Here is a 25556-nt window from a genome sequence, read left to right as displayed (position 1 = left end):
TCAGCCGGCCGGATCCGGGGCGTCCTGCGGCAGGGCGCCGACGCGGTCGTGTCCCTCGACGGCGACCGTCAGTCCGGGAGCGATCTCCGTGAACCCCGCGTCACGGACCAACGGCACGTCGGAGACGCTGAGTTCACTCCAGTGGGCCGGATCCGCGGTGCGCACCGAGAGGGCGAAACCCGCCCCGCGCCAGGCGGTCCGCTCCTTCTCCGACAGCTCCCACCAGGCCAGTTGGGCCCCATGGCCCGTCTGCGCCATCGTCTTGCCCGCCGACATGTCGAGTTCCGGGTTGAGCCACAGCACGGGCGCCGACGGATCGGCCGGCGCCGGCGGCTCCGGATCGTCGAGATCCGTACCCGACACCTGGAGCCGCGCCAGCTCCTTCGGCCAGCCGTCCAGCGGCACCGGCGGGAACACCCGTACCTCCGCGGACCGGCCGGTCACGGTGATGCCGGGCAGCGCCTCGGCCCGCCGCCACTCCGCTCCGCGCGCCCGCCGTACGACCTTGCGGATCCGGGCGTCCTGCCAGTCCCGCATCGCCTGCGCCCAGATGCCGTCCCCGAGCGAACGCTCGTCGCTCAGCATGGTCAGCACGGCCCGGGCGGCGGTCTCCAGCGCGTCGGTGCGCGCCGGGGGAGCGGCCTTCTCGATGCGCACGACCAGCGGCAGCACGAACTGCCGCGCCTCGTCGCGCACCGTGGACTCGTCACGGAACGGGCTGTCGTCGGCGGGGGTCGGGTCGTCGCGGCTCACGTCCCCAGTCTGCCAGGCGGAAGATCCGTTCCGGACGGACGGTCCGGTTCCCGAGCCGCCCGTTCCGCGGACCGTCCGCGCGCGCCGGTCACCCCGAGCACGCGGTGCGCTGCGCCTCCTGCCAGTCGCAGACCGGGCACAGCGTGATCCCCTTGTACGACTCCGGGTACTCGGTCGGTTCACGGCACAGCACGCACTCCGCGTACGGCCCGTCCTGCCCCGCCGCTTCGAGGGCGCCGCGGGACTCACCGGCCGGGCCGTCCGCGCCGCTCGCGCAGTAGTCGTCGCTCATGCGGCCAGCTTAGGACCGCGAGTTCTCCACCGGCGGCGTGGGCGGCCCCGGCGTCAGCCCACGGGGGCCTGCGGCACCAGGCGCCACCTCGCGCGGAGCCTCCGGCACCAGCCGTCACCTCGCGGGGCCTCCGGCACCCGGCGTCACCCCGCGGGGGCCTCCGGCTCCGCGCGCTTCTCCTCGGTCCCGGTCCGGTCCGCCTCGTTCCCGAAGCCATCGGCACCGCCGAACCCGTCCGGGTTCCCGGTCCCGTCCGGATCGCCGGCGTCCTTCGGTCCCTCGGGCTCCAGCGGAACCCGGGGCTCGCCCAGGATGCCGAAGGTGTCCGGGACCCCGAGCCCGTCCGTGTCGGCGAACGCCTCGGGGAGGCCGATCGCCCCCAGCGTTCTGGCGAGCCGGTCCTGCGCGGGGGGAGGCTCCACGGGTTCGACCCCGGGCCGTCGCTCCACCGGTGGCGGTGCGCCCGGCGGCTGTTCCGGCCGTGACGGCGCCACGGGCGGCTGCTGTCCGCTCTGGGCCCGTTCCAGGAAGCGCAGCAGTTCGACGGGGAAGGGCAGGACGAGGGTGGAGTTCTTCTCCGCGGCGACGGCCACCACGGTCTGCAGGAGGCGCAGTTGGAGGGCGGCCGGCTGTTCCGACATGACACCGGCGGCTTCCGCGAGCTTCTTGGAGGCCTGGAGTTCCGCGTCCGCGTTGATGATCCGGGCCCTGCGCTCGCGGTCCGCCTCGGCCTGCCGGGCCATGGACCGCTTCATCGTCTCGGGCAGCGACACGTCCTTGATCTCGACCCGGTCGATCTGCACGCCCCAGCCGATGGCCGGGCTGTCGATCATCAACTCCAGCCCCTGGTTGAGCTTTTCGCGGTTGGAGAGCAGGTCGTCCAGATCGCTCTTGCCGATGATCGACCGGAGCGAGGTCTGTGCCATCTGGGAGACCGCGAAGCGGTAGTCCTCGACCTGGATGATGGCGTTCGTCGCGTCCACCACCTTGAAGTAGACGACCGCGTCGACGCGGACCGTCACGTTGTCCCGGGTGATGCCCTCCTGGGCCGGGATGGGCAGGGTCACGATCTGCATGTTGACCTTGCGCAGCCGGTCCACGAACGGCACGACCATGGTGAAGCCGGGGGCGCGGACCTCGCCCGCCACCCGCCCGAGACGGAACACGACCCCGCGTTCGTACTGCTTGACGACGCGGGCGGCGGCGGCGACGTAGATCACCGAGGCGGAGCAGGCCGCCGTGATCGCCACGACGAGTTCCTGGACCATGACGACCCCCTTCCGAGCCGCCTGATGTGTCTGGCCATTCCACTCTACGTCGCGGGGGCGCGGTTGTTACCGGTCGGTGCGGAGGGGGTCCCGGTGCCGCGGGCGTCCCGCGGTACCGGGCGCACCGGACACGCCCTAGGCTCCGTGGTTCGCCACGAGCCCCTTCGCGTCGCGGGCGAGCGCGGTCAGCCGGGAGATCGCGCGGAAGTACTTCTTGCGGTAGCCGCCGTTCAGCATCTCCTCGCTGAACAGCCGGTCGAAGGGCATTCCGGAGGCGAGGACCGGCACCTCGCGGTCGTAGAGCCGGTCGGCCAGCACGACGAGCCGCAGCGCCGTCGACTGGTCCGGGACGGGCTGCACGTCGGTCAGGCAGACCGCCTTGAGCCCGTCGGTCAGGGCGCCGTACCGGCTGGGGTGCACGCGCGCGAGGTGATCGAGCAGGTGCGGGAAGTCGTCGAGGGACGCGCCGTCGGTGGCGTACGCGGCCTTGGTGACCTGCTCGTCGGAGAACGGGGCGGGCGCCTCGGGCAGTCCGCGGTGGCGGTAGTCCTCGCCGTCGATGCGCAGCGGGCGGAAGCGCGCGGACAGGCCCTGGATCTCCCGCAGGAAGTCGGCGGCCGCGAACCGGCCCTCGCCGAGCTTGCCCGGAAGTGTGTTCGAGGTGGCGGCGAGCGCCACGCCCGCGTCGACCAGCTTGCCGAGCAGGGTGGAGACGAGGACGGTGTCGCCCGGGTCGTCGAGCTCGAACTCGTCGATGCACAGGAGGCGGTGCCCGGAGAGGGTCTGCACGGTCTTCTGGAAACCGAGCGCGCCGACGAGGTTCGTCAGTTCCACGAAGGTGCCGAACGCCTTGAGCGAGGGCTCCGCCGGGGTCGCGTGCCACAGGGAGGCGAGGAGGTGGGTCTTGCCGACGCCGTAGCCGCCGTCCAGGTAGACGCCCCGGGGACCGGTCGGCGTCTTCGGGGCCCCCTTGCCGAAGCCGAACAGCCGCCGCTTGGGCGCGCCCACGGCGTGCGCTCCGCCGAGACCCGCGGCGAACGCCTCGAGGACGCCCACGGCCTCGGTCTGGCTGGGCTGGTTCGGGTCGGGGATGTACGTGGCGAAGCGGACCGAGTCGAAGCGCGGCGGCGGCACCATCTCGGCGACGAGCCGGTCGGCGGGGACGTGCGGCTCGCGGGCGCACAGGGACAGCGGGGCCGCTTCGGCTATCGGGTCGATCGCGGAGGCGGTGGAGGTGGACGACACGGTTCCCCACTCTATGCGCCGTGCCACACTGCACGACATGCGACGCCTGTTCCCTGTGACCTATGAAACAGCAGCACAGCCCTCCGGTGAGGCCCCCGGGGCGGGTGGGACGGAGCGGGAGTGGGAGCTCGGGGAACTGGCGGAGGCGTACGCCTACCCCGACGTCCGGCGGCCCTGGCTGCGGGCCAACATGGTGTCCACGCTCGACGGCGCCGCCCAGCACGACGGGCGCTCGCAGCCCATCTCGAACGCGACCGACATGAGGATCTTCGGTGTCCTCAGGGGACTCGCGGACGTCGTGGTCGCCGGCGCCGAGACGGTGCGGCAGGAGGGCTACCGGCCGGCCCGCGCGCGTGAGGCCTTCGCGGCACTGCGGGAAGCCGCCGGGCAGGGCCCCGCGCCCGCGATCGCGGTGGTCACGGCCAGCCTCGACCTGGACTTCTCGCTGCCGCTGTTCACCTCGCCCCTGGTGCCCACGCTGGTGCTGACCGGTGCCGCGGCGGCGCCGGAGCGGATCGCCGAGGCCGAGCGGGCCGGCGCGCGGGTGGTGATCGCCGGGGACGGAGCGGGGGTCGATCCCGCCCGTGCCGTACGGGCCCTGGGTGACCTCGGGCACACCAGGCTGCTCACCGAGGGCGGGCCGAGGCTGCTGGGTCAGTTCGTCGCGGCCGGTGTCCTGGACGAGATGTGTCTGACGCTGTCCCCGATGCTCGTCGCGGGCGACGCCCAGCGGATCGCGGGAGGGCCCTCGGTGCCGGTGCCCCGGCACTTCGAGCTGGCGTCCCTGCTGGAGGAGGACGGGTTCCTGTACGGCCGGTACCGCCGATCCGACCGACAGTCGGAATAAGAGATTCCGTTTCTCTTCGGACGGGCACACTAATTCGCGCAGTACCCGTGCTGTCACGGGGCAGGATGGTTTCCGCAGGGGGCCGGGACGGCCCACGGACGAGAAGGGCGCCTGTCGTGTTCACGAGCGTATTGATGATCGAGAAGGCCCTGACGTCCGCCGACGTGGAGTTCGTCACCACCTTGCACGGTGACGAGTCGGTCGCCTTCCACGTACTGCTCCAGCCCCGGGGCGACCAGGCGGACCGGTTGCTGCGGGCCATCGACGACGTCGCGATGGGCGAGATCGACGAGGCGACCCACGAGGGCGACACACCGGAGGGCGAGGCGGCCGCCGGCCAGGGCGAGCGGGCGCTGGAGGTGTCGCTGCTGGCGCTGCGCGGCTCCGGCAGCACGGCCGAGGGCCGGCTCATCGAGGACCACCCCCTCGACGCGCTGAAGACCCTGGTCGACCAGGTGGAGGCCGACGAGGTCATCGTGCTGACCGACCCCCACTACGTGGAGGAGTTCTTCCACCGCGACTGGGCCTCCCGGGCGCGCCACAAGGTGGGTGTGCCGGTCCTGAAGCTGTTCTCGCACAGCAAGGCCTGACCGGGGCCCCGAGGGGCGCCCGGGGTGCGGTCGCCGGTGTCCCTCGTGAGGCGGCGCCGGTCGCACCCCATAGGCTGGGGCCGCGTTCCCTTCGGGAGAGCGCACCCACCTTCGTACCGGATCTTGGGGAGAAACACGCATGGCACCCGGCCTTCCTACCGCGATGGACCGACCGCACTTCATCGGCATCGGCGGCGCCGGGATGTCGGGCATCGCGAAGATCCTCGCCCAGCGCGGAGCCGTCGTGGCGGGCAGCGACGCCAAGGAGTCCGCCACCGCCGAGGCGCTGCGCGCGCTGGGCGCCACGGTCCACATCGGGCACGCGGCCGACCACCTCGCCGCGGACGCCACCTGTGTCGTGGTCTCCTCCGCGATCCGCGCGGACAACCCCGAGCTGGCCCGCGCGGCCGAGCTGGGCATCCCCGTCGTCCACCGCTCGGACGCCCTCGCCCGTCTGATGGACGGACTGCGCCCGATCGCGGTCGCCGGCACCCACGGCAAGACGACCACCACCTCGATGCTGGCCGTGTCCCTGTCCTCGCTCGGCCTCGCCCCCTCGTACGCCATCGGCGGCGACCTCGACGCCCCCGGCTCGAACGCCCTGCACGGCGACGGTGACATCTTCGTCGCCGAGGCCGACGAATCGGACCGCAGCTTCCACAAGTACGCGCCCGAGGTCGCGATCATCCTCAACGTCGAGCTCGACCACCACGCCAACTACTCGTCCATGGACGAGATCTACGAGTCCTTCGAGACGTTCGTGGACCGCGTCACCGAGGGCGGCACGCTGGTGATCTCGGCGGACCACGAGGGCGCCCGCGAACTGACCCGCCGCGTCACGGGCCGTGACGTGCGCGTGGTGACGTACGGCGACGCCGGCGACGCGGACGTCCGGGTGCTGTCCGTGGTCCCGCACGGTCTCACGAGCGAGGTGACGGTCCTGCTGGACGGCGCCGAGCTGACCTTCACGGTCTCCGTCCCCGGCCGCCACTACGCCCACAACGCGGTGGCCGCGCTGGCCGCGGGCGTCGCCCTCGGCATCCCGGCCGCCGAGCTGGCCCCCGCGCTCGCCTCGTACACCGGAGTCAAGCGCCGCCTCCAGCTCAAGGGCGAGGCGGCCGGCGTCCAGGTCGTCGACTCCTACGCGCACCACCCGACCGAGATGACCGCCGACCTGGAGGCCATGCGGGCCGGGGCCTCGGGCCGCATCCTCGTCGTCTTCCAGCCGCACCTGTTCTCCCGCACCCAGGAACTGGGCAAGGAGATGGGCGAGGCCCTGTCGCTGGCCGATTCCTCGGTCGTCCTGGACATCTACCCGGCCCGCGAGGACCCGATCCCCGGTGTCACCAGCGAGCTGATCATCCAGGCCGCCCGCACCGCGGGCGCGGAGGTGACACCGGTCCACGACAAGGCCCAGGTCCCGTCCGTCGTCGCGGGAATGTCCAAGCCCGGTGATCTCGTTCTCACCATGGGCGCGGGCGACGTGACGGATCTCGGACCGGAGATCCTCGCCCGCCTGGCCGAGTGACCGTGGCCCCCAGCGGGCCTCCTTGAGCGTGAGGGGTTGAGCTTCATGTCGTACGACATCGAAAAGCCGGACGAGCAGTGGCGCGCGGAGCTGACCCCGGCCGAGTACAAGGTGCTGCGCAAGGCGGGCACCGAGCCCGCCTTCACCGGCGAGTACACCGACACCAAGGCGAAGGGCGTCTACTCCTGTCGCGCCTGCGGCGCCGAACTCTTCACCTCCACGGAGAAGTTCGAGTCGCACTGCGGCTGGCCGTCCTTCTACGACCCGAAGAACTCGGACGCCGTCGAGCTGATCCAGGACCGTTCGCTCGGCATGGTGCGGACGGAGGTGCGCTGCTCCCGCTGCGGTTCGCACCTCGGCCACGTCTTCGAGGGCGAGGGCTATCCGACACCGACGGACCAGAGGTACTGCATCAACAGCATCTCGCTGCGGCTGACGCCGGACGAGGGCTGAGCGAGGCCGGCTGACGCCCGACGAGGGCTGAGCCGGCCCGGCCGACGCCGGACGGAGGCCGATCGCGGTCGCCGGGCTGTTCCGCCCGGCCCGGGTCGGCCTCCTCTCACAGCACCTTGCGATGCACGAGGGCCGAAAGGATCAGCGTGCCCGGGAGCAGCGGGATCCAGATCGTCAGGGCGCGGTAGGTGATGACGGTGGCCGTCGACAGGCCCATCGGGGCGCCCAGCGCGGCCAGGGTGAGGACCAGGGCCGCGTCCACCGGGCCGATTCCGCCCGGTGCGGGCACGGCGCCGGCGACGGTACTGGCCACCAGCAGCGCGAACACCACCTGAGCCCAGGACAGCGGCAGCCCGAGCGAGAAGCCGACCGCCGCGACCGTGCTCCCCTGGAGCACCGGGGCGAGCGCCGAACCGCCCCAGAGGGCGAGGACGCGGCTGGGCCGGGTGTGCAGGATCCGTACGTCGGTGAGCGCGGTGCGCAGGAAGCCGAGGGCCGGGCGGCGCAGCGGGCGGACCAGGGTCAGCAGCAGGCAGACGGCGGTGAGGCCGAGTGCCACGGCGCCCGCGGCCGGCAGCAGCGTCCGGCGGTCCGGGGCGAGCCCGCCGAGCTCGCGGACGTCCTCGAGGGCCACCAGGAAGAAGATCAGCACCGGAATCCTCGCCACCGGCCTGACCAGCGCGTACAGGGCGAGCGACGCGGTGGCGCGAGCCAGCGGGATGCCCCGGCCCTGGAGGAAGCGCAGCGTGACCGCGTGCGCGCCGATGCTCGACGGCAGGACGAGGTTGGCGGCGCCGGCGGCGAGCTGCGAGGCCAGCAGCAGGCCGGGCGGCAGCCGCTCCGGCAGGGCGCCCTGCCGGATGCAGGCGGCGACCACCCAGCCCATCAGGGTGAACACGACCCCCATGAGCAGCCACCGGGGATCGGCGTCGGCCAGCCGTGCGGCGCCGTCACGCCAGGTGCTCCGGTCCAGCGCCGCCCAGATCCCGATGATCAGCAGGGGGAGCAGCGCGAGCACCAGGCGGGCGGGACGGCCGAGGAACGCGAGGCGGGTCGCGGAGCCCGGACGGGTGACGCACAGCGCGTCGCCGGGTGCCGGTGCCGGTGCCGGTGCCGGTGCCGGTGCGGCTGTGGCCGTGGCCGTGACCTCGGCCGTGGTCGAGGGGAGGCTGTCGAGCGGAGGCAGGGACACGGCGCACGTCGTCCTTCCGCGTCACGCCCGGGTACGGACGGACGGATCCGAGGCGATGCAACGGGTACGCGGGAGACGTTCCCGTCCGGTGTGACGCCACGGTGTCCGGGAGTGGAAGCGGGACCACCGTGTGAGCGACACGGCCGAAGACGACGACCGTGGTGACGAACGTACGGCCCGCGGGGCGAGGGCGCGACCGCAGAACGCGGCCCCGGAGGGCCCGGCCCGGGGGCGGCGACGGCCTCGGGGGGCGCGGCACGAGGGGACGTGATCAGCTCGTCCTGCGCGCGGGCTTCGTCGTGCGCGGCCGGGGTTCGGCGAGTCGTCGTCCGTGACGCGCGGGTCCGTCCGATCCTGGGCTGACGTGCGGTCCTGGACTCCCCGGCCGAGGACCGCGCGCCCCTCGCCGTTCCCGTGCCGCCCCGGAACCTGTGGAGAACCATGGACGCCGACAGCAGTCACCCCGAGGAGCCCCCGGGCACGACGGGTGCGGGCGGAGGCGCCGCCCGCACCGGTGGCCCCGACGGCACCGCCGGAGGCCCGGACGCTCCCGCACGCGCGCGTGCCGCCGCACTCCTGCGCCGCCCGAAGCTGTGGCTGGTGCCCACCGTGCTCACGGGCCTGCTCGCGCTGCTGCTGTCGCTGCTCTACATGGGCGGCATCGTCAACCCGAACGGGCACCTGCGCGACCTGCCGATCGGCCTGGTCAACGAGGACACCGGCAAGCCCCCTCCGGGACAGCGGCAGAACGTGGGAACCCAGGTGACCGCGGCCATCGCGGCGAGCGACACCGCCGGCGCGGCGGGCTGGCGCAGACTCACCCGGGCGCAGGCGGAGGACGAACTCTCCTCCGGCAAGATCTACGGAGCCCTCGTCGTCCCCCGGAACTTCACCGACTCCCTGACCGCGCTGACCACGGCGAACGCCACCGTCCGGCCCACCATGACGGTGCTGACCAACCCGGGCATGGGCAGCCTCGGTTCGTCCCTCGCCTCCCGGATCACCACGGCCGCGGCCCAGCAGACCTCCGCGACCATCGGGAAGCAGCTGACGGCGTCCCCCGTGACCGCGAAGGCGGACCCCACGACGCGGCTGCTGCTCGCCGACCCCGTCCAGGTCGTCACCCGGATCGGACACCCCATCGGCGCGCACAGCGGACTCGGGCTGAGCGCGTTCTACTACACCCTCCTCCTGGTGCTGGCCGGATTCCTCGGCGGCAACCTCATCGGCACCGGCGTCGACACGGCCCTCGGCTACGCCGACACCGAGATCGGCCCCTGGCACACCCGCCGCCCCACCGTGCCGATCAGCCGCACCCAGACCCTGCTCCTGAAGATGGTCATGACGGCCGGGATCACCGTGCTCACGGTGTCGCTCGTCATGCTGGCCACCGTCGCGATCCTCGGCATGGACGCCACCCACCTGCCCTTGCTGTGGCTCTACTCCTACTGCGCGAGCCTGGCCGTCGGACTGGGCGTCCAGGCGATCAACGCGGCGTTCGGCGGGATCGGCCAGCTCGTGTCGATGTTCGTGTTCATCGTGCTGGGCCTGCCCTCCTCGGGCGCCACGGTCCCGCTCCAGGCGGTCCCCGGCTTCTACCGGTTCCTGTCCGTCTTCGAGCCCATGCGCCAGCTCAGCGACGGGGTGCGCGCCATCCTGTTCTTCGACGCGCGGGCCGACGCCGGGCTCGGGCGCGCCTGGCTCATGATCGCCGTCGGGAGCGTGCTCGCCCTCGTCTTCGGCTTCGCGATGACCCGCTACTACGACCGCAAGGGCCTGGACCGGCTGACCCCCCAGCCGCCCGCCCGCCCGCTCTCCCGCCCCGCCGAATCCACCTGACGGCGCCCGCGGTCCGGCGCACCGGCCCTTCGGGGGCCAGGCCCGGCCGCGGTGCCGACGGGTCCCCGGGCCACCCGCCCCTCAGGTCATGTGCCGCAGGAGCGCGGTGACCGCCGGAGGCGTGTCGCCACGGGGGTGGACCATCATGATCTTCCAGTGCGGCGCGTGCCGGGCGAACGCGTGGGTGCTCAGGCCCGGGAACCGTCCCGCGATCGAGGCGGGCAGGACGCAGACGCCCAGGTCGTCGCGGACCAGCTCGGCCGCGGCCGCGAAGTCGTCGACCTCGAAGGCCGGCTCCCGTTCCACACCGGCGGCGCGGAACGCCCGGTCCACGCAGACGCGGATCGCCCAGCCCGGTGTGAAGTCCACCAGCGGCAGCCGGGCCGCCCCGGCGAGGGTGACCGTGCCGTCCGGGCCGGTTCCGGCGAGCACGCGCGGCGGGGCGGACACCAGCACCATCTCCTCGTACGACAGCAGGCGGGTCACCAGTCCGCGCTGCCGCTGCCGGTCCAGCGCCACCACGGCCAGGTCGACGCTGCCCTCGCGCAGCCCGTGCCGGATGTCGGGGAGGGACGCCTGACGCAGGCGCACCAGCACGCCCGGATGCTCGGCCCGCAGCGCGGCCAGCGGCCGGTGCAGATCGGCCCAGACACCCTGGGCCGTACCGATGGTGAGCCGGCCCCGGAGCTGTCCCCTGACCAGGTCGACGGTCGCCCGCGCCTGTTCCGCCGCCCGCAGCGCGGCGCGCGCCGCGGGGACGAAGACCTCGCCCGCCGGGGTCAGGGACACCCGGTGCGACGTGCGGTCGAACAGCGGGGTGCCCAGCTCGCGTTCCAGCGCGAGGACGGCGCTCGACACGGCGGACTGCACCACGCGCAGGCGCTGGGCCGCCGCCGTGAAACCGCCCTCCTCGGCCACCGCGACCACGACCTCCATCTGCCGCAGATCCATCTCCACTCCCGAGGCAGCCACCCGTCCCGGGCCGGGACCCCCGCCCAGGAACGGGATCCCGCCCTGTACCGATTGTCCCAGGACGTGATCGGCGGCGGGCGTCACGTCGCGCGGAGGCCGTTGCGCATCTCGCGCGGGCTCACCCCGAAACGCTGCCGGAAGGCGGTGCTCAGCGTGCTCGCCGACGAGAACCCCGAGGCGTAGGCGAGATCGGTGATCGTCAGGTGTTCGCAGTCGCCGCACCGGAGCCGTTCGCGGACCAGCCGCAGCCGCTCCTCGCGGATCAGGTCGCGGGGGGTGGTGCCCGCGTGCTGGAGGGCGAGCTGGATCTGGCGCAGCGACCAGCCGAGGGAGCGGGCCATGGACGTACCGGTGAGGCCCGGGTCGGCGGCGTTCTCGCGGACGTGGCGGCGCACCACCGTCTCCACGTCGGACAGATGGCGGGCGCCCTCGGGGCGGTCGTCACCGGTGGTGAGCATGCACAGCAGCTCCACCACCCGGTCGGACACGGCGTTGAACTGGGCGTCGGTGAGGTCGTCGCGCTCCGCGTACAGTCCGTCGAGCATCGAGCGGACGACACGGCCGAGGCCCTTGCTCAGGTCGAGACCGGTGGCCAGCGGCGACTTGCGGTTCAGCGGGCCGTCGAGCTCCCGGGCCGGGATCGTGAGGACGAACGCCTGGGTGGAGGCGCCCTGCAGGCACTGGAAGGGCGACCCGAACGAGACGAGCGTGCCCGTCCCCGGCGTCAGCCGTGCCTCGTGACCGTCCTGGCGCAGGACGATCTCCCCGGTCAGCGGCAGCAGTAACCGGTAGTCCCCGTCGGGGTCCTCGCGGATCTGCCGCGCGGTCCTGCTGTACTCGATCTCGTCCGACCGGAACCTGACGAGCTGATACGCCTCGGAGCGCTGACGGACGGTCTCGCCGCGGAAGTCGTCGGTGCGGCCGTACCGGTAGCCCATCCTGGGCTGGTACGACCCGATGTGCTCGCTCCAGAAGTCGGCCCGCTCCGACGGTTCCACCGCGCCCGTCGACCGGGCTTCCACCAGGTAGTTCCCCGTGGGCATGGCCACCATCGACTCCCGTACGGGTGAGGGTAGTTACGCGGTGTCAGCCTAATGCACACAGCCGGTGCGCATGGCGACAACTTCCTTGCGCGTCACGGAAAGCGCCCCGTGCGGTGCGCGGCTACCGTCGTCCGCCCCGCAACTCGCGTACCTTCCCTCACTTTTCCTGCTTCTGACCCGGTAATGCGCTCCCGCACACAAGGACTTGAGGACCATGACCGAACGGATACCGGAGGCGGCGTCCTGGTGCCTGACCGCGGGCCTGCTCGCCGTCACCGTGCTGCTGCTGCGCCAGCGCGGGATCGGCACGCGGCAGCGCCGCCGGGCCGAGGATCTCACCGAGGACCTGCGGGCCCGCGACCAGGAGCTGCGCCATCTGACCGAGGTCCGCCTGCCGGCCCTGGAGGACGTCCCGCACCGGTCCGCCGTCCCGAGCGCCCCGGCCGCCCCGCTGCTCGACGTCCGACTGGCCGGCACGGACTTCGCGAAGCACCTCGACGGCGTCCTCGAACGCTTCTCGGAAGCGGTGGGACACGCGCAGGCGCGCGCCGACCGGTCCGCGAAGTCCGCGCTCAAGGCGTCGATGCGCTCGATCCAGGCCCTCGCCAACGAGCAGCAGGTGTCCATCGCCGAGATGCAGGACCGGCACGACGACCCCGACGTGCTGCGCGACCTTCTGGAGATCGACCACACCAACGCCCAGTTCGGGCGGCGTGCCCAGGCGATCGCCGTCCTGTGCGGCTCCTGGCCCGGACGCCAGCGCAGCACCTCCGCGCTGGTCGAGGTGGTGCGGGGCGCGACCTCCCGCGTCCGTGACTACCGGCGCGTCCGTGTCAACGGACAGGTCGACCTCGCCGTCGAGAGCCGTGCCGTCGAACCGGTGGTCCTCGCCGTCGCCGAACTGCTCGACAACGCGGCACGCCACTCGCAGCCCGACACCACCGTCGAGGTGACCGTCCGGCCGGCGCACAACGGTGCCTGCGTGGTCGTCGACGACGCAGGCGTCGGCATGGACGCCGGGACGGTCGAGCGGGCCGCCGGGCTGCTGACCGGCCGCGACCTGGTGGACGTGACCCGGCTCGACGACCCCCCGCAGTTCGGCTTCGCCGTCATCGGCGTCCTCGCCGCACGGTACGGATTCAGTGTCTCGGTCGACACCCGGTCCCCGTACGGCGGTGTCCGGGCGGTGGTGTTCCTGCCCGCGAAGCTGCTCACGCATCCGGTCCCGGCCGGGGGGCCCGGTGGCGCGCGGACGGCGTCCGCGCCGCCGGTGGCGCCCACCCGGCGGGCGGCGGAGCCCGTCGGGACGACCACGGCCGGCGGCCTGCCGAAGCGCCGCCGCCGCGTCCCCCAGCAACCGGACGCCGACGCCACCGGCCAGCAGCCCGCATCCGCCGCGCCCACTGCTTCCGCCCTGCCCGTCGCGTCCACTGCATCCGCCGTGCCCGGCGAGCCCGCCGCGTCCGCCGTACCCGGCGCGCCCACTGCTTCCGCTGTGCCCAACGCGTCTGCCGCATCCACCGCATCCACCGCATCCGCCGTGCCCGCCGCATCCGCCGAGCCCGCCGCGTCCGCCCTGCCCACCGCGTCCGCCCTGCCCACCGCGTCCGCCCTGCCCGGCGACGACGTCGGCCTGCGGTCGGCCGAGGAGAACGCCCGGCGCATGGGCGCGTTCGCCCGCGGCACCCGTTTCGGCCGAGCGGAGGAGGACGGCGGCGGGACCCCGGCCGCTCCTCGGCCCCCGGCCGCCCCTCGCCCGCCGGACGTCCTCGAAGCGTCTGCCGCCCTCCCGCCCGCCGACGGAGCCGTCGCGTCGCCGGACGTCTCCCCGCCGACGGAGACGGGCGCCCCCGTGCCGCCGTACGGAACACCCCGCCCGATCGAAGGGAGCACACAGGGATGACCGCGCCCATGACCAACGAGCTGGGGTGGATGCTCGACGAGGTCCTGAAGGTGCCGGAAGCCCGGCACGCCATCCTGCTGTCCGCCGACGGCATGCTCCGCGCCCACTCCGCGGACATCGGCCGGGACGACGCCGAGCGGCTGGCGGCGGGCCTGTCCGGTGTGCAGTCGATCAGCCGCAGCACCGCCGAGTTCTGCGGCCGGCCGGACACGCCCTGGCGGCAGACCCTGATCGAGTTCGCGCACGGGTACGTCTTCCTCGTCGCCGCGGGCGAGGGCACCCACCTCGCGGTGTCCACGACCGAGGACGTCGACATGGAAGCCGTCACCTACCGCATGCACAAGATGGTCGACCGGCTCGGCAAGGAGCTGACCAGCCCCGCCCGGCGGGACACCGGCAGCCCGGCGTGAGACCGCCCGGACGTCGTCCCGGGGAACGGCTGGTGCGGTCCTACGTCGTCACCGACGGCCGCTCGCAGCCCTCGCGCAACACCCTCGACCTCGTCACCCTGCTGATCGCCGCCGCAGGCCCGCCGCTCACCGGACTGAGCCCCGAGAAGCGGCGGCTGACGGAGCTGTGCCGGCCCGGCGCCCTGTCGCTGGCCGAGGTGGCCGGTCATCTGGAACTGCCTGTGAGCGTCACCAAAGTGCTGGTCGCCGACCTGATGGACAGCGGGCACCTCGTCACCCGCGCTCCGATCCCCGCCGCCGGACCGTCGTCCGACACCCGCATCCTCAAGGAGGTGCTCGATGGACTGCGCTCCCGCCTCTGAGACCGCGTATCTGCCCGAGGGCGTGCAGACCGCGGTGAAGGTGCTGGTCGTGGGCCACTTCGCGGTCGGCAAGACCACGTTCGTCGGCGCGCTGTCCGAGATACGCCCGCTGCGCACGGAGGAGGTCATGACGCAAGCGGGTTCGTCCGTCGACGACCCGACCGGCACGCCCGGCAAGAACACCACCACGGTCGCCCTCGACTTCGGCCGCGTCACCCTCAACGACACCCTGGTCCTCTACCTGTTCGGCGCCCCGGGACAGCGGCGCTTCACCGCACTCTGGCAGGACCTGACACGAGGTGCGCTCGGCGCGCTCGTCCTCGCCGACACCCGGCGCCTGGACCAGTCCTTCGAGGTCATCGGCCTGCTGGAGGAGTCGGGCCTCCCGTACGCGGTCGCCCTGAACGACTTCGACGGCGTGCCCGAGCACGGGATCGACGAGGTGCGTGAGGCGCTCGATCTGCTGCCCTCCACCCCGCTGCTGCGCTGCGACGCCCGCGACCGCGCCTCCGCCGCCGAGACCCTGATCGCCCTCGTCGCCCATCTGCTGACCCGCACCGGCGAACTGGAGACCGCGTGAACGCCGTACCGCCACCCGGCTGCCCGGCCCATCAGCCGCTGTACGGGCCGGAGTTCGCGGCCGATCCCACGGCGGTCTACCGGCTGCTGCGGGAGTCCGGACCGGCCGCGCTCGTCGAACTCGCCCCCGGCGTCCGGGCCACCCTCGTCACCGGCTACGACGCCGCGCTGCACGTCCTGCGCAGCCCGGAGACCTTCTCCAAGGACCCCCGGCGCTGGAGGGATCTCGCCGACGGCACCGTCCCGGCGGACAGCCCGGTCCTTCCGATGATGGCGTACCGGCCCAGCGCCCTGTTCACCGACGGCGAGGAGCACGGCCGGCTGCGGGGCGCCATCACCGACACCCTCGCCCGCGTCGAGGCCGGCGCGCTGCGCGGCTGTGCCGAACGCGGCGCCGACACCCTCATCGACCGGTTCGCGCCGCTCGGCACCGCGGATCTGCTCGGCGAATACGCCCAGGTCCTGCCGTTGCTCGTGTTCAACCACCTCTTCGGCTGCCCCGCCGGGCACGGCGTCCGGCTGGTCGAGGGCATGTCCGGGATGTTCGACGGGGTGGACGCCGAGAGCGCACACGAACTGCTCATCGCCACCCTGGTCGACCTGGTCGAGCTGAAGCGGCGCCGGCCGGCCCCCGACGTGACGTCCTGGCTCATGGAGCACCCGGCCGCGCTGACCGACGAGGAGCTGATCCACACGCTCGCCGTGCTGATGGGCGCCGGCACCGAACCCCAGCAGAACCTGATCGCGAACGGTCTGCGTCTGCTGCTGTCGGACGACCGCTTCGCGGGCGATCTGTCCGGCGGCACCCTGCCGGTGCAGGACGCCCTCGACGAGGTGCTGTGGACCGACCCGCCGATCGCGAACTACGCCGTGCACTACCCGCGTCACGACGTCGTGTACGAGGGCACGCCGCTGCGCGCGGGCGAGCCGCTGGTGGTGAGCCTCGCCGCCGCGAACACGGACCCGGCACTGACGTCTCGTCGACGTACGGGCAACCGGGCCCACTTGGCGTGGAGCGCCGGACCGCACAGCTGTCCCGCCCAGGGTCCGGCGCGGCTCATCGCGTCCGTCGCGGTCGAGAAGCTCCTGGACCGGATTCCCGACGTTGAACTGGCGGTTCCCGTGGAGGAGTTGCGGTGGCGGCCCGGACCGTTCCACCGCGCGCTCGCCGCCCTGCCGGTGAGCTTCCCGCCCGTGCCGGCGGCCGGGCGGACCGACCGCCGGGAGCGGAGTTCGTCCGGGCCTCCGCCGCCTCCCGCGTTCGGGCCCCGGACTCCCGGAGCCGACCACCCGCGGACCACGTGGGCGCGGACGGCGGCCTGGTGGCGCGGGGAGTGACCCGGCCCCGGGGGACCGGACACCGCGGACGCCCCGGGCGCCGGACTCCGGGGGCCGGACCCCGAAGGCGGCTCAGGAGGCGCCGGACTCCAGGGGCCGGATCCCGAAGCCGGCTCAGGAGATGCGGACCGGCAGGGAGCGGTGGCCGTTGGAGATGAACGAGTCGACCGGCCGCAGCTCCTCGTCCGGGGCGGCGAGCCGCAGGCCGGGGAATCGGCCGAACAGGGCCGGAAGGGCGACCCTGGCCTCCAGACGGCCCAGCGGGGCCCCCAGGCAGCGGTGCACGCCGTGGCCGAAGGCGAGGTGCTCCTTGTCGGCGCGGGTGACGTCGAACCGGTCCGCGTCCTTGCCGTGGCGCTCGGGATCACGCCCCGCGGCGGCGTAGGCCGCGAGGATCGCCTCGCCCTCGGCGATCACGATCCCGTCGGGGCCGCCGAGTTCGGACAGGACAATGTCCTCGACGGCGTACCGCAGCGGCAGACTGGCGACCGGCGCGTCCGCCCGCAGTGTCTCCTCGATCACGTCGTCCCAGTCGGCGCGGCCCGCCCGGACGTGATCGAGCTGGTCGGGACGGGTGAGCAGGGCGTGCACGGCGTTGTCGATGAGGTTGACCGTCGTCTCGTGGCCGGCGCTGATCATGAGGATCAGGGTGTCCAGCAGTTCCTGTTCGCTGAGCGCGGTGCCCTGCTCGTCGTCGCGGGCCGCGATGAGCCCGGAGGTGAGGTCGTCGCCGGGCGACTCCCTTTTGGCGGCGACGAGTTCGGCCAGGATGACCAGCAACCGGCCGTAGGCGGCCGTCATCTCACCCGGATCGGCGGAGGTGTCGAACATGCGGTCCACCAGCTTGCGCAGCTCGGGACCCCGCTCCTCGGGCAGCCCGAACAGTTCGCTGATCACCTGGATCGGCAGCGGATAGCAGAACTCCTCACGCAGATCGACGACCTCGGAGCCGCGCCCGGCCTCGGCCACGCGGTCCAGGAGCTGTCGGGTGATCTCCTCGATGCGCGGCTGGAGCGCGGCCGTCCTCCTGGCCGTGAACGCCTTGGAGACCAGCGTGCGCAGGCGGCGGTGTTCACCGCCGTACGCCGTGAACATGTTCTCCACGGCCACCCAGGCGAACAGCGGCCACTCGGGCGTGATCACACCGTTGGCCAGCAGCGGCCAGTGCCGCTTCGCGTCCTTGGACACCCTGGGATCGGTGAGCAGCCGCTTCAGCAGCTCGGGACCGCTCACCGCCCAGGCCTCGACACCCCCGGGAAGTTCCACCCGGGCCACCGGTCCTCTCTCGCGGATCCGGGCGGCCTCCCCGTGAATGTCGCGTCCCGTCGCGTCGATCACCAAAGGACGTGGACTTCCCATCAGGAACCTCCCGGCAGTCGAACCCCGTTTCGCCTACGCAGCGTCACGCTACGCGGCGAAGCGGCTCCGCCGGGCTACGCCCCGTGCCACTGCGTACGGTGCCAACTTCCCTGCGCGTGCAGGCAATTACGATCTCCTGGTGCGTGCGGGGCAAGCCAGCGAGGGTCCGGATCCCGCCGTGGGGGCCGCCTCAGGCGTGCCCGCGGCGCAGCAGCCGTCTGCGCGGCTCCTGGTCGGGGAGCCAGCCGAAGGTGAGGCAGCTTCCGAGGACTCCGAGGAACAGGCCGACGAGGAAGCCGCCGAGGTTGGAGGTGACCCAGGTGCCGAGCGACAGCAGGATGCCCAGCAGGGAGTAGAAGAGGCGCTGGGCCGGGTTGAAGAGGATCAGCAGGCCGCACAGCAGCATCACGGCGGGCAGCAGGTAGCCCGCCAGGCCCTGCATCCCGATGTGCAGGACGACCTTCAGCGACGCCTTCTCGGTGAGCAGGATCTCCGCGCCCGCCAGGGTGAGCAGCAGCCCGCCCCAGAAGGGGCGCTCCGCCCGCCACCGGCGGAAGGTGCCCCTGAGGTCCAGGGTGTCGTCCGTACGCGCTCCGGCCTTCATCAGCATCCTTGGTCGCTGAAGCGGAGCTTGAGGCCCGGCAGCTTGAACACCCCGGCGGTCGTGGCGTAGTTGGTCTGCCGCAGGTTGGCGATGCGCACGGTGTCGGCCTGCTGGCTGAACACGCCCTTGGGGCCCTGGACCCCGGCCTTGGTGAGCGTGCTGGCGTCGTTGCCGATCTCGATGTTGTTGAAGGAGGCGTTGCCGGACAGCTCCGTGGAGTCGGTGGTCAGGTCGGTCGCCTGGACCTTGTCCGACCCGCTGCCGGCCGTGATGAGCAGGTTGGTGCCCCCGAGGTCGACGCTCTGGCACAGGTGGTCGAGGGTCGCGTTCTTGATCGCCGAGGTGACGATGAGGACCTGGCCGCCCGTGTCGCCGGCGTTCGGACTGTCCTCCGCCATGTTGTCGAGGCCGCCGAACTGCTCGAAGCCGGTGCCGTTCAGCTCGGTCGCGGTGACCGTGAACGGCATGCCGGAGATGGCGAACTGGACACCGAGGGCCCCCTGCGCCGTGGCGATCATCAGCCCCGCGGCGACGGCGGTGGCGGGTATCGCCATCACGGCGGCCCGGCGCAGCCGGACCCGCCCGCGTCGGTCCTGTCCGGCGGCTGAACCGCTTTCCGGGTTCTCGGGCGTGGAACCGTTGGACGCCGTGGCGTCCGGGGACGAAGCCATGTCTGCTCCCTGGGCACGTTCGATGCGGGTGTCGATGCGGGTGGGGCTCCAGTGGCGCGTTGTCCTGGCGCGGACAGCAGCTGCCGCGTACGCCTCCTCGCGCCTCCCGGCGGATGCAAGGGCTTTCTCGTTACGCGGCAGTAGCCGTCGAGGAAGTTACCGGGGGTTACAGTCATGGGTCAAGGCGCGTGTGGGAAAACCGTGCCCGTTGTGCCTCCGGTGTGAACACCTCTCGGCCAAAGGGCTGTCCCGACCTCCAACTTCCGTGCTGCGCCTTGACGTTGACCCTTCATCAGGTCTACAACTCTCCCTGTTTCCCGGATCCGTGGCGCCGGATCCGCAGGCCGACGCGCCCGTCACCTCCCGGACCCCGCTCTCCGCGGGGCGGTCATGGCGTGTTCCGGAGCGACCCTGACGCGTACGCCGAAAAAGGCGCGCGCCCTCAGCCGCTCCCCGTTCCTGGCACCGACGCGGTCACCTTCCCCCCGAGGGCCGTACCGGTCGCCCGGCTGTCGCCGTCGGCCCGTGGCGCACGGAGAAGGCGTCACGGACCGGCGGCGGTCACTCCTCGCACCACTCCCGCGGGCGGGCCCGGAGTTCCGGCCCGCCGTCGCGCGCGGCCCGAATCACCCGCACACCCGCGCCGGCTTCTCGACCCGCACCCCGCGTCCCGGCGCGGTCCGGCACCCCACACCCCCATCGGAGAAGAGGCACCCCCATGCGTACTCGATCCCTGCTCGCCCTCGCCGGCGCCGTCGCCGCCCTCTCGGCGTCCGCGGTCGCCCCCGCCTCCGCCGACGACATCGCGGTGCTCACGACCGGCAGCGCCGGCGGGACCCCCGTCGCCGTCGGCGACGTCCTCACCGCCTCGCTGGCGAGCGGCACCAACGCCACGCTCTACTCCAGCAGCACCGGTACGAGCGGCGTCTCCTGTTCCGCGTCCACCTTCACCGCGACCGCCGCCGACAACCCGGCGTCCCCGGGCACGGCCACCGAGTCCCTGACCGGTCACACCTTCGACGCCGGTTCGTGCAGCAGCAACGTCGTCGGCGTCCTCGGCGTCACCGGCATCACCGTCGACAACCTGCCCTACAGCACCGCGGTGGGTTCCGACGGAAGCGTCACGGTCACCCCGGCCGCCGGCTCCACCATCCAGACCACGGTCAAGCTGCGCTCGCTGCTGGGCACGCTGACCTGCGTCTACCGGGCGGCGAGCCTCACCGGCACGGCGGACAACGCCGACAACAGCATCACCTTCAAGAGCCAGCAGTTCACCAAGTTCTCCGGCTCGTCGCTGTGCTTCGCGAACGGCTACTTCACCGCGAAGTACGCCCCCGTGACCGACACCAGCCAGGCGGGCAGCCCGGCCGTGTTCGTCAACTGACCCCCACGGGAGACCGGTTCACTGCCGGCGTCGCAGTACCACGGCGACGCCGGCAGTGAGCAGCAGGGCCGCCCCGGCCGCCCCCGCGACCATGGGGAGGGCGGGGCCGCCGCCCGAGGTGCGCTCGGCGGCGGGTGCCAGATCGTCGGTGCCCGCCTGCACCGCCGCCGAACCGGCCCCGGCGGAGGGCGAGTCGGCGGAAGGCGACGCGGCCGTCGGACTGGGTGTCCTGCTCGCCGAACGCGTCGCCTCGGGGGACTTCTTGGCGCTCTTCCCGGCGGAACCGCTCCCGGCGCTCCCCGGGGCCGTGGTCTTCTGTACCGGCTCCGACGCGCCGCTCGCGCCGGAGAACACCACGTCCGAGCACGAGTAGTAGGTGTCCGTCGTGCTGGAGTTCTGCCAGATCGTGAACAGCATCTGACGGCCGGTGCGGTCGGACGGCAGTGTCGCCCTGATCCGGTAGGCGCCGCCGACCAGCGCGGGATCGGTGACCGTGGCGAACGGCTTCTCCGGCAGGTCGGACCACTTCAGCGGCCGCGCCGGGCTGTAGCCCTGCTTGGTCAGATAGAGCTTGAAGGTCCCGGTGTGCGCGATCGTCGAGCTGTACTTCATGTTCAGGGCCGCGCCGGGCGTCAGACGCGTCGCCGGGAAGTCCGCGCGGGCCAGGTCGAGCCCCTTGTAGGCGGGCAGGCCACCGCTGCACAGCTTTCCGTCCGGGATCACCGAACGGTCCCGGCCACCCACTCCCGCCACCCGCAGGTTGTCCCACGCCGTGAACGGCGAGCCGTTCGCCGCGATCGCCGCCCGGCAGGCCGCCGTACCCTGGCTGCCGCCCTCGGGCGAGCACGCGTACACCCGGCTGACCGGGGACGTCGGCGCGCCGTGCGCCGACGCGGTCCCGGCCGCCCACGTCGTGAGCAGCAGCGGGGCCGCCAGGGCGACGGCGGCCGCGGTGGCGGTGCGGTAGGCGGTCATCCGGGCGTCTCCTCGATGCGGGGGCGAAGCGGTGTGCCCCCGTGCGCGGCCGGGACGCAGTCCTCGCACGGGGCACAGGGGGATACGGCCGCGAGGCGCCGTCCGTTCAGATCCGCAATCCGCGCGAAACGGGACCACATCGCCGCTTCGGGGGCGGACGAGGGCCGAACACCACCTGGATCGAGGGTTTTCCCGCTATCCCTCCTCTCCGTCGCCTGCCTATCGTTCAGCGCGACCGCCGAGGGCCGTCGCGCACTCCGGACCAAGGACAGGGCCTGGGCCGACCACTGGGCTCTACGGGGGGAGGGGCCGCTCGGCGCGCTGCGCGTCGGACGGCCCCTTCTGTACGCCCGGTACGGTGAGCCGCATGCATGATCCCGCCGCCTCCGCCCCCTTCGCCGCAGGTCCCGACGCCGCCCCGGTGGTGGTGAGTTCGGTGCGCGGCTCGTTCCCCTGGAGCGTGCTGGCCGAGCGGCATCCCGCGCTCGTCCGGAAGGTGCGGGACGCCTTCCCGTACGGCCCCGAGCAGCGTCGCGCCCTCGACGCCCTGCTCGAGAGCTGCGTCGAGGGGGTCGTCGAACCCCTCACCGAGCCGGCGGCGGACCGCGGCCGGTGGGACGCCTGGGGCGGCCGGGAGTACTACGGCCGGTCCTGGTTCGATCTGCCCTTCCTGTGGTCCGAGAGCTACTTCTACCGCAAGCTCCTCGAAGCCGTCGGCTACTTCGTGCCGGGCCCGTGGCAGGGCATCGACCCCTTCCGCCCCTTCAAACTCGCCGAACTCGGCACTCCCGAGGCCGACGAGGAACTCGCCGCGCTCGACGACCTCGCGCCCCGGCCGGCCGGGGAGCAGGAGGAGGCGCTGCTGCACGGCTCCCTGTGGGGCAACCGCGCCGACCTCGGGTTCAGACTGGCCGGCCCCGGGAGCGGAGCGGCGGCCGAGTCCCAGCTCGTGGCGGACGACGCGGACCTGCTGCGGTCCCTGTTCGACGGCGGCACCCTGTGTCTCGTCGCGGACAACGCGGGCCGGGAACTGATCCCCGACCTGCTCCTCGTCGACCATCTGCTCCGGCACGGCCGGATCGGACGGGCCGCCCTGCACGTGAAGCCGTACCCGTACTACGTGTCCGACGCCACGGCCGCGGACGTGCTGGACGCGCTGCGCCGGCTGACCGCCGCGAAGGGAGCGGCCGGCGAGGCCGGTAACCGTCTCTGGGCGGCGCTGTCCGAGGGCCGGCTCACCGTCCGGACCCACCCGTTCGCCTGCGCCCCGCTGCCGTACGCCGATCTGCCCGACGACCTGCGGCGGGAGTTCGCGGCCGCGGACGTGACCCTGCTCAAGGGCGACCTGAACTACCGCCGGCTCATCGGCGACCGGCTCCACCCCGCCACCACCCCGTTCGCCGCCGTCACCGACTACTTCCCCGGCCCGGTGGCCGCGCTGCGGACCCTCAAGTCCGATGTCGTCGTGGGACTCACCCCCGGCGTCGAGTCGGACCTCGACGCCGCCGAGGGCCACCGCTGGCGCACCGGCGGAACCCACGCCCTGATCCAGGCGAGACGCGGCTGACCACCCGCCCGGCCCCTGGTCCCGGGGTGCCGCGGCGGAGTCGTGGGTCCGGCCGGAGGCCCGGCTCCGAGAGGGCGGTGAGCTCGTCGTGTGCGGCTTTCGGTCCGGTTCACGCGATGGTGTGATCATGTCCTGGCCTGCGGATGTGCGCGCGGAGCCCTGGGTAGGGCCCGGCCATGACGCAGCCGTTCCAACTCCCGCACTTCTACATGCCGTACACCGCCCGGCTGAACCCGCACCTGGACGAGGCGCGGGCGCACTCGGTCGGGTGGGCCCGCGACATGGGCATGCTCGAAGGCTCGGGCATCTGGGAGCAGTCCGACCTCGACGCCCACGACTACGGCCTGTTGTGCGCCTACACCCACCCCGACTGCGACGGACCGGCCCTCTCGCTCATCACCGACTGGTACGTGTGGGTGTTCTTCTTCGACGACCACTTCCTGGAGACCTTCAAACGCACCCAGGACCGCGCCGGCGGCAGGGCCTACCTGGACCGCCTGCCCCTCTTCATGCCGCTCGACCTGTCGACGCCCGTCCCCCAACCCGAGAATCCCGTCGAGGCGGGACTCGCCGACCTGTGGGCGCGCACGGTTCCCTCGATGTCCACGGACTGGCGCCGCCGGTTCGCCGTGTCCACCGAGCACCTGCTCAACGAGTCGATGTGGGAGCTGTCCAACATCGACGAGGGACGGATCGCCAACCCCGTCGAGTACATCGAGATGCGCCGCAAGGTGGGCGGAGCCCCCTGGTCGGCGGGGCTCGTGGAGTACGCGACCTCCGAAGTGCCCGCGTCCGTCGCGGAGTCGAGGCCGCTGCGCGTCCTGATGGAGACGTTCTCCGACGGAGTCCACCTGCGCAACGACCTCTTCTCCTACCAGCGGGAGGTCGAGGAGGAGGGCGAGCTGAGCAACGGCGTCCTCGTCCTGGAGACGTTCTTCGGCTGCACGACCCAGGAGGCCGCCGAGACCGTCAACGACGTCCTCACCTCACGCCTCCACCAGTTCGAGCACACGTCGCTCACCGAAGTGCCCGCCCTGGCCGCGGAGAAGGGGCTCACCCCGGCGGAGGTCGGCGCCGTCGCCGCGTACACACAGGGCCTCCAGGACTGGCAGTCCGGCGGACACGAATGGCACATGCGCTCCAGCCGGTACATGAACAAGGGCGCCGTCGATGAGGCGCGGCCCTTCGGCATGGGCGGGTTCGGGACGTCCGCGGCGGACGTCGGGGCGCTGCTCTCCGCGGCCGGGGCTGAGCGGCTGCGCGCGTACACCCACGTCCCGTTCCAGAAGGTCGGACCCTCTCGGATCCCCGACTTTCACATGCCGTTCGAGGTCACCCTCAGCCCGCACCTCGCGGGCGCCCGCGACCGCCTCGGCACCTGGATGCACGCCATGGGCATGCTCCAGGAGGGCGTCTGGGACGAGGACAAGCTCATCGCCTACGACCTGCCGCTCTGCGCCGCCGGTATCCACCCCGACGCGACACCCGACGCCCTCGACCTCAGTTCGCAGTGGCTGGCCTGGGGCACCTACGGCGACGACTACTACCCGCTGTACTTCGGCAACCGCCGCGACCTGGCCGCCGCGCGGCTGACCACCGCGCGCCTGTCCGCCTGCATGCCCGTCGAGGGCGAGGAGACGCCGGTCCCGGTCAACGGCATGGAGCGCGGACTGATCGACCTGTGGCGGCGCACCACCGCGGACATGGCCCCGGAGGCCCGGACCGCCCTGCGCGCGGCGGTGGACGTGATGACCGAGAGCTGGCTGTGGGAGCTGTCCAACCAGATGCAGCACCGCGTTCCCGACCCGGTCGACTATCTGGAGATGCGCCGGGCCACGTTCGGCTCCGAGCTCACCATGAGCCTGTGCCGCCTCGGACACGGCCGGACGGTCCCGCCGGAGGTGTACCGCAGCGGTCCGGTCCGGTCGCTGGAGAACGCGGCCATGGACTACGCGATGCTGCTGAACGACGTCTTCTCGTACCAGAAGGAGATCGAGTACGAGGGCGAGATCCACAACGGCATCCTCGTCGTGCAGAACTTCTTCGGCTGCGACTATCCGACCGGGCTCGGCATCGTCCACGATCTGATGACCCGGCGCATGGAGCAGTTCCAGCATGTCGCCGCTCACGAACTGCCCCTTCTGTACGACGACTTCAAGCTGTCCGAGGAAGCGCGCGAGATCATGCGGGGCTATGTCGCGGAGCTGGAGAACTGGCTCGCCGGCATCCTCAAGTGGCATCAGGACTGCCGCCGTTACGGCGCGGCGGACCTGGCCCGGCGCGCCCACGGCTTCGTGCCGGACCGGCTGCCGGCACCGCCCCTGACCAGGCTGTCCCAGCCCGTGCCGCTCTGACGGACCCATGGTCACGTCCCGGCCGCGC

General features: G+C 72.7%; 24 protein-coding genes. 13 read left to right on the top strand and 11 right to left on the bottom strand.

From position 1 onward, the window contains the following. The 4 genes from ACFYYF_RS19305 to zapE all read right to left on the bottom strand — a co-directional run bounded on the left by ACFYYF_RS19305 (position 1) and on the right by zapE (position 3597). Positions 1–753: a peptidyl-tRNA hydrolase gene (locus ACFYYF_RS19305; RefSeq protein WP_388777208.1), complete on the bottom strand. Its 753-nt coding sequence runs from the start codon at positions 751–753 to the stop codon at positions 1–3. 88 nt (positions 754–841) lie between these two features. Beyond that, positions 842–1045 carry a hypothetical protein gene (locus ACFYYF_RS19300; RefSeq protein WP_388777205.1) on the bottom strand — a complete coding sequence of 68 codons (204 nt, stop codon included), beginning with the start codon at positions 1043–1045 and terminating at the stop codon, positions 842–844. Between the two features lie 143 nt (positions 1046–1188). Next, positions 1189–2313, bottom strand: coding sequence for a slipin family protein (locus ACFYYF_RS19295; protein WP_388777202.1), 1125 nt, complete (start codon positions 2311–2313; stop codon positions 1189–1191). Between the two features lie 135 nt (positions 2314–2448). Beyond that, the gene (zapE, locus tag ACFYYF_RS19290; RefSeq protein WP_388777200.1) at positions 2449–3597 is read right to left on the bottom strand and encodes a cell division protein ZapE; all 1149 of its coding nucleotides are present in this window, start codon (positions 3595–3597) and stop codon (positions 2449–2451) included. Here zapE and ACFYYF_RS19285 point away from each other — a divergent pair. From ACFYYF_RS19285 to msrB, 4 genes are all read left to right on the top strand, one after another. Then, positions 3596–4405, top strand: coding sequence for a pyrimidine reductase family protein (locus ACFYYF_RS19285; protein ID WP_388777197.1), 810 nt, complete (start codon positions 3596–3598; stop codon positions 4403–4405). The genes zapE and ACFYYF_RS19285 overlap by 2 nt on opposite strands. A gap of 116 nt (positions 4406–4521) precedes the next feature. After that, entirely contained in the window at positions 4522–4995 is a 474-nt protein-coding gene (locus tag ACFYYF_RS19280; RefSeq protein WP_361682012.1) for an indole-3-glycerol phosphate synthase, read from the top strand. 139 nt (positions 4996–5134) lie between these two features. Continuing rightward, on the top strand, positions 5135–6523 hold the full coding sequence (gene murC, locus ACFYYF_RS19275; protein WP_388777195.1) for a UDP-N-acetylmuramate--L-alanine ligase: 1389 nt from the start codon (positions 5135–5137) through the stop codon (positions 6521–6523). A 45-nt stretch (positions 6524–6568) separates the two neighbouring features. After that, complete coding sequence (gene msrB, locus ACFYYF_RS19270; RefSeq protein WP_388777193.1) at positions 6569–6976, top strand: peptide-methionine (R)-S-oxide reductase MsrB; 408 nt, start codon at positions 6569–6571, stop codon at positions 6974–6976. Positions 6977–7082: 106 nt separating this feature from the next. Here the strand turns inward: msrB and ACFYYF_RS19265 are convergent, their stop codons facing one another. Next, entirely contained in the window at positions 7083–8168 is a 1086-nt protein-coding gene (locus tag ACFYYF_RS19265) for a YbhN family protein (protein WP_388777191.1), read from the bottom strand. Between the two features lie 441 nt (positions 8169–8609). Here ACFYYF_RS19265 and ACFYYF_RS19260 point away from each other — a divergent pair, with 441 nt between their 5' ends. Continuing rightward, positions 8610–10007: a YhgE/Pip domain-containing protein gene (locus tag ACFYYF_RS19260; protein ID WP_388777190.1), complete on the top strand. Its 1398-nt coding sequence runs from the start codon at positions 8610–8612 to the stop codon at positions 10005–10007. A gap of 81 nt (positions 10008–10088) precedes the next feature. On the opposite strand, the gene ACFYYF_RS19255 is transcribed toward ACFYYF_RS19260, so the two are convergent. Then, complete coding sequence (locus ACFYYF_RS19255; protein WP_388777188.1) at positions 10089–10958, bottom strand: LysR family transcriptional regulator; 870 nt, start codon at positions 10956–10958, stop codon at positions 10089–10091. 101 nt (positions 10959–11059) lie between these two features. Then, the gene (locus ACFYYF_RS19250; RefSeq protein WP_388777185.1) at positions 11060–12022 is read right to left on the bottom strand and encodes a helix-turn-helix domain-containing protein; all 963 of its coding nucleotides are present in this window, start codon (positions 12020–12022) and stop codon (positions 11060–11062) included. A gap of 214 nt (positions 12023–12236) precedes the next feature. Between ACFYYF_RS19250 and ACFYYF_RS19245 the strand changes: the two genes are divergently transcribed. From ACFYYF_RS19245 to ACFYYF_RS19225, 5 genes are read left to right on the top strand one after another with little or no spacing between them, the layout of a single operon-like run. Further along, a complete protein-coding gene (locus ACFYYF_RS19245) occupies positions 12237–13925 on the top strand; it encodes an ATP-binding protein (RefSeq protein ID WP_388777183.1) in 1689 nt (562 codons plus the stop codon). Continuing rightward, on the top strand, positions 13922–14335 hold the full coding sequence (locus ACFYYF_RS19240; protein ID WP_361682033.1) for a roadblock/LC7 domain-containing protein: 414 nt from the start codon (positions 13922–13924) through the stop codon (positions 14333–14335). Before ACFYYF_RS19245 ends, ACFYYF_RS19240 begins: the two co-directional genes overlap by 4 nt. A gap of 32 nt (positions 14336–14367) precedes the next feature. Next, positions 14368–14697: a DUF742 domain-containing protein gene (locus ACFYYF_RS19235; RefSeq protein ID WP_388777179.1), complete on the top strand. Its 330-nt coding sequence runs from the start codon at positions 14368–14370 to the stop codon at positions 14695–14697. Then, positions 14675–15277 (top strand): ATP/GTP-binding protein, encoded by a 603-nt coding sequence (locus tag ACFYYF_RS19230; protein WP_388777177.1) that lies wholly within the window; start codon positions 14675–14677, stop codon positions 15275–15277. The genes ACFYYF_RS19235 and ACFYYF_RS19230 overlap by 23 nt, the downstream gene beginning before the upstream one ends. Continuing rightward, complete coding sequence (locus ACFYYF_RS19225; protein WP_388777174.1) at positions 15274–16614, top strand: cytochrome P450; 1341 nt, start codon at positions 15274–15276, stop codon at positions 16612–16614. The genes ACFYYF_RS19230 and ACFYYF_RS19225 overlap by 4 nt, the downstream gene beginning before the upstream one ends. A 114-nt stretch (positions 16615–16728) precedes the next feature. On the opposite strand, the gene ACFYYF_RS19220 is transcribed toward ACFYYF_RS19225, so the two are convergent. From ACFYYF_RS19220 to ACFYYF_RS19210, 3 genes are all read right to left on the bottom strand, one after another. Further along, positions 16729–17973, bottom strand: a complete 1245-nt coding sequence (locus ACFYYF_RS19220; protein WP_388777171.1) for a cytochrome P450 — start codon at positions 17971–17973, stop codon at positions 16729–16731. Between the two features lie 190 nt (positions 17974–18163). Further along, the gene (locus ACFYYF_RS19215) at positions 18164–18577 is read right to left on the bottom strand and encodes a DUF6114 domain-containing protein (protein WP_388777168.1); all 414 of its coding nucleotides are present in this window, start codon (positions 18575–18577) and stop codon (positions 18164–18166) included. After that, entirely contained in the window at positions 18577–19248 is a 672-nt protein-coding gene (locus tag ACFYYF_RS19210) for a DUF6230 family protein (protein WP_388777166.1), read from the bottom strand. Before ACFYYF_RS19210 ends, ACFYYF_RS19215 begins: the two co-directional genes overlap by 1 nt. A gap of 718 nt (positions 19249–19966) precedes the next feature. Between ACFYYF_RS19210 and ACFYYF_RS19205 the strand changes: the two genes are divergently transcribed. After that, positions 19967–20632: a Tat pathway signal sequence domain protein gene (locus ACFYYF_RS19205; protein ID WP_388777164.1), complete on the top strand. Its 666-nt coding sequence runs from the start codon at positions 19967–19969 to the stop codon at positions 20630–20632. A gap of 18 nt (positions 20633–20650) precedes the next feature. Here ACFYYF_RS19205 and ACFYYF_RS19200 read toward each other — a convergent pair whose 3' ends face one another. Further along, positions 20651–21607, bottom strand: coding sequence for a lytic polysaccharide monooxygenase (locus ACFYYF_RS19200; protein WP_388777159.1), 957 nt, complete (start codon positions 21605–21607; stop codon positions 20651–20653). Between the two features lie 367 nt (positions 21608–21974). On the opposite strand from ACFYYF_RS19200, the gene ACFYYF_RS19195 reads away from it, so the two are divergent. Then, the gene (locus ACFYYF_RS19195; RefSeq protein ID WP_388777156.1) at positions 21975–23174 is read left to right on the top strand and encodes a damage-control phosphatase ARMT1 family protein; all 1200 of its coding nucleotides are present in this window, start codon (positions 21975–21977) and stop codon (positions 23172–23174) included. Positions 23175–23350: 176 nt separating this feature from the next. Beyond that, the gene (gene cyc2 / locus ACFYYF_RS19190) at positions 23351–25528 is read left to right on the top strand and encodes a germacradienol/geosmin synthase Cyc2 (protein WP_388777154.1); all 2178 of its coding nucleotides are present in this window, start codon (positions 23351–23353) and stop codon (positions 25526–25528) included. Positions 25529–25556 lie beyond the last annotated feature (28 nt).

The organism is Streptomyces sp. NPDC001914, from assembly GCF_042891215.1.
GTDB lineage: Bacteria > Actinomycetota > Actinomycetes > Streptomycetales > Streptomycetaceae > Streptomyces.
Note: the sequence above shows the minus strand (reverse complement) of the source record. Positions and strands in the feature narration are given on the sequence as shown.

Bases quoted from the DNA above. Each gene is read 5' to 3' on its own strand.
- ACFYYF_RS19300 (WP_388777205.1), bottom strand. From the start codon at position 1,045: ATGAGCGACGACTACTGCGCGAGCGGCGCGGACGGCCCGGCCGGTGAG.
- ACFYYF_RS19295 (WP_388777202.1), bottom strand. From the start codon at position 2,313: ATGGTCCAGGAACTCGTCGTGGCGATCACGGCGGCCTGCTCCGCCTCG.
- ACFYYF_RS19285 (WP_388777197.1), top strand. From the start codon at position 3,596: ATGCGACGCCTGTTCCCTGTGACCTATGAAACAGCAGCACAGCCCTCC.
- zapE (WP_388777200.1), bottom strand. From the start codon at position 3,597: ATGTCGTGCAGTGTGGCACGGCGCATAGAGTGGGGAACCGTGTCGTCC.
- murC (WP_388777195.1), top strand. From the start codon at position 5,135: ATGGCACCCGGCCTTCCTACCGCGATGGACCGACCGCACTTCATCGGC.
- msrB (WP_388777193.1), top strand. From the start codon at position 6,569: ATGTCGTACGACATCGAAAAGCCGGACGAGCAGTGGCGCGCGGAGCTG.
- ACFYYF_RS19260 (WP_388777190.1), top strand. From the start codon at position 8,610: ATGGACGCCGACAGCAGTCACCCCGAGGAGCCCCCGGGCACGACGGGT.
- ACFYYF_RS19255 (WP_388777188.1), bottom strand. From the start codon at position 10,958: ATGGATCTGCGGCAGATGGAGGTCGTGGTCGCGGTGGCCGAGGAGGGC.
- ACFYYF_RS19250 (WP_388777185.1), bottom strand. From the start codon at position 12,022: ATGCCCACGGGGAACTACCTGGTGGAAGCCCGGTCGACGGGCGCGGTG.
- ACFYYF_RS19245 (WP_388777183.1), top strand. From the start codon at position 12,237: ATGACCGAACGGATACCGGAGGCGGCGTCCTGGTGCCTGACCGCGGGC.
- ACFYYF_RS19240 (WP_361682033.1), top strand. From the start codon at position 13,922: ATGACCGCGCCCATGACCAACGAGCTGGGGTGGATGCTCGACGAGGTC.
- ACFYYF_RS19230 (WP_388777177.1), top strand. From the start codon at position 14,675: ATGGACTGCGCTCCCGCCTCTGAGACCGCGTATCTGCCCGAGGGCGTG.
- ACFYYF_RS19220 (WP_388777171.1), bottom strand. From the start codon at position 17,973: ATGGGAAGTCCACGTCCTTTGGTGATCGACGCGACGGGACGCGACATT.
- ACFYYF_RS19215 (WP_388777168.1), bottom strand. From the start codon at position 18,577: ATGAAGGCCGGAGCGCGTACGGACGACACCCTGGACCTCAGGGGCACC.
- ACFYYF_RS19210 (WP_388777166.1), bottom strand. From the start codon at position 19,248: ATGGCTTCGTCCCCGGACGCCACGGCGTCCAACGGTTCCACGCCCGAG.
- ACFYYF_RS19205 (WP_388777164.1), top strand. From the start codon at position 19,967: ATGCGTACTCGATCCCTGCTCGCCCTCGCCGGCGCCGTCGCCGCCCTC.
- ACFYYF_RS19200 (WP_388777159.1), bottom strand. From the start codon at position 21,607: ATGACCGCCTACCGCACCGCCACCGCGGCCGCCGTCGCCCTGGCGGCC.
- ACFYYF_RS19195 (WP_388777156.1), top strand. From the start codon at position 21,975: ATGCATGATCCCGCCGCCTCCGCCCCCTTCGCCGCAGGTCCCGACGCC.
- cyc2 (WP_388777154.1), top strand. From the start codon at position 23,351: ATGACGCAGCCGTTCCAACTCCCGCACTTCTACATGCCGTACACCGCC.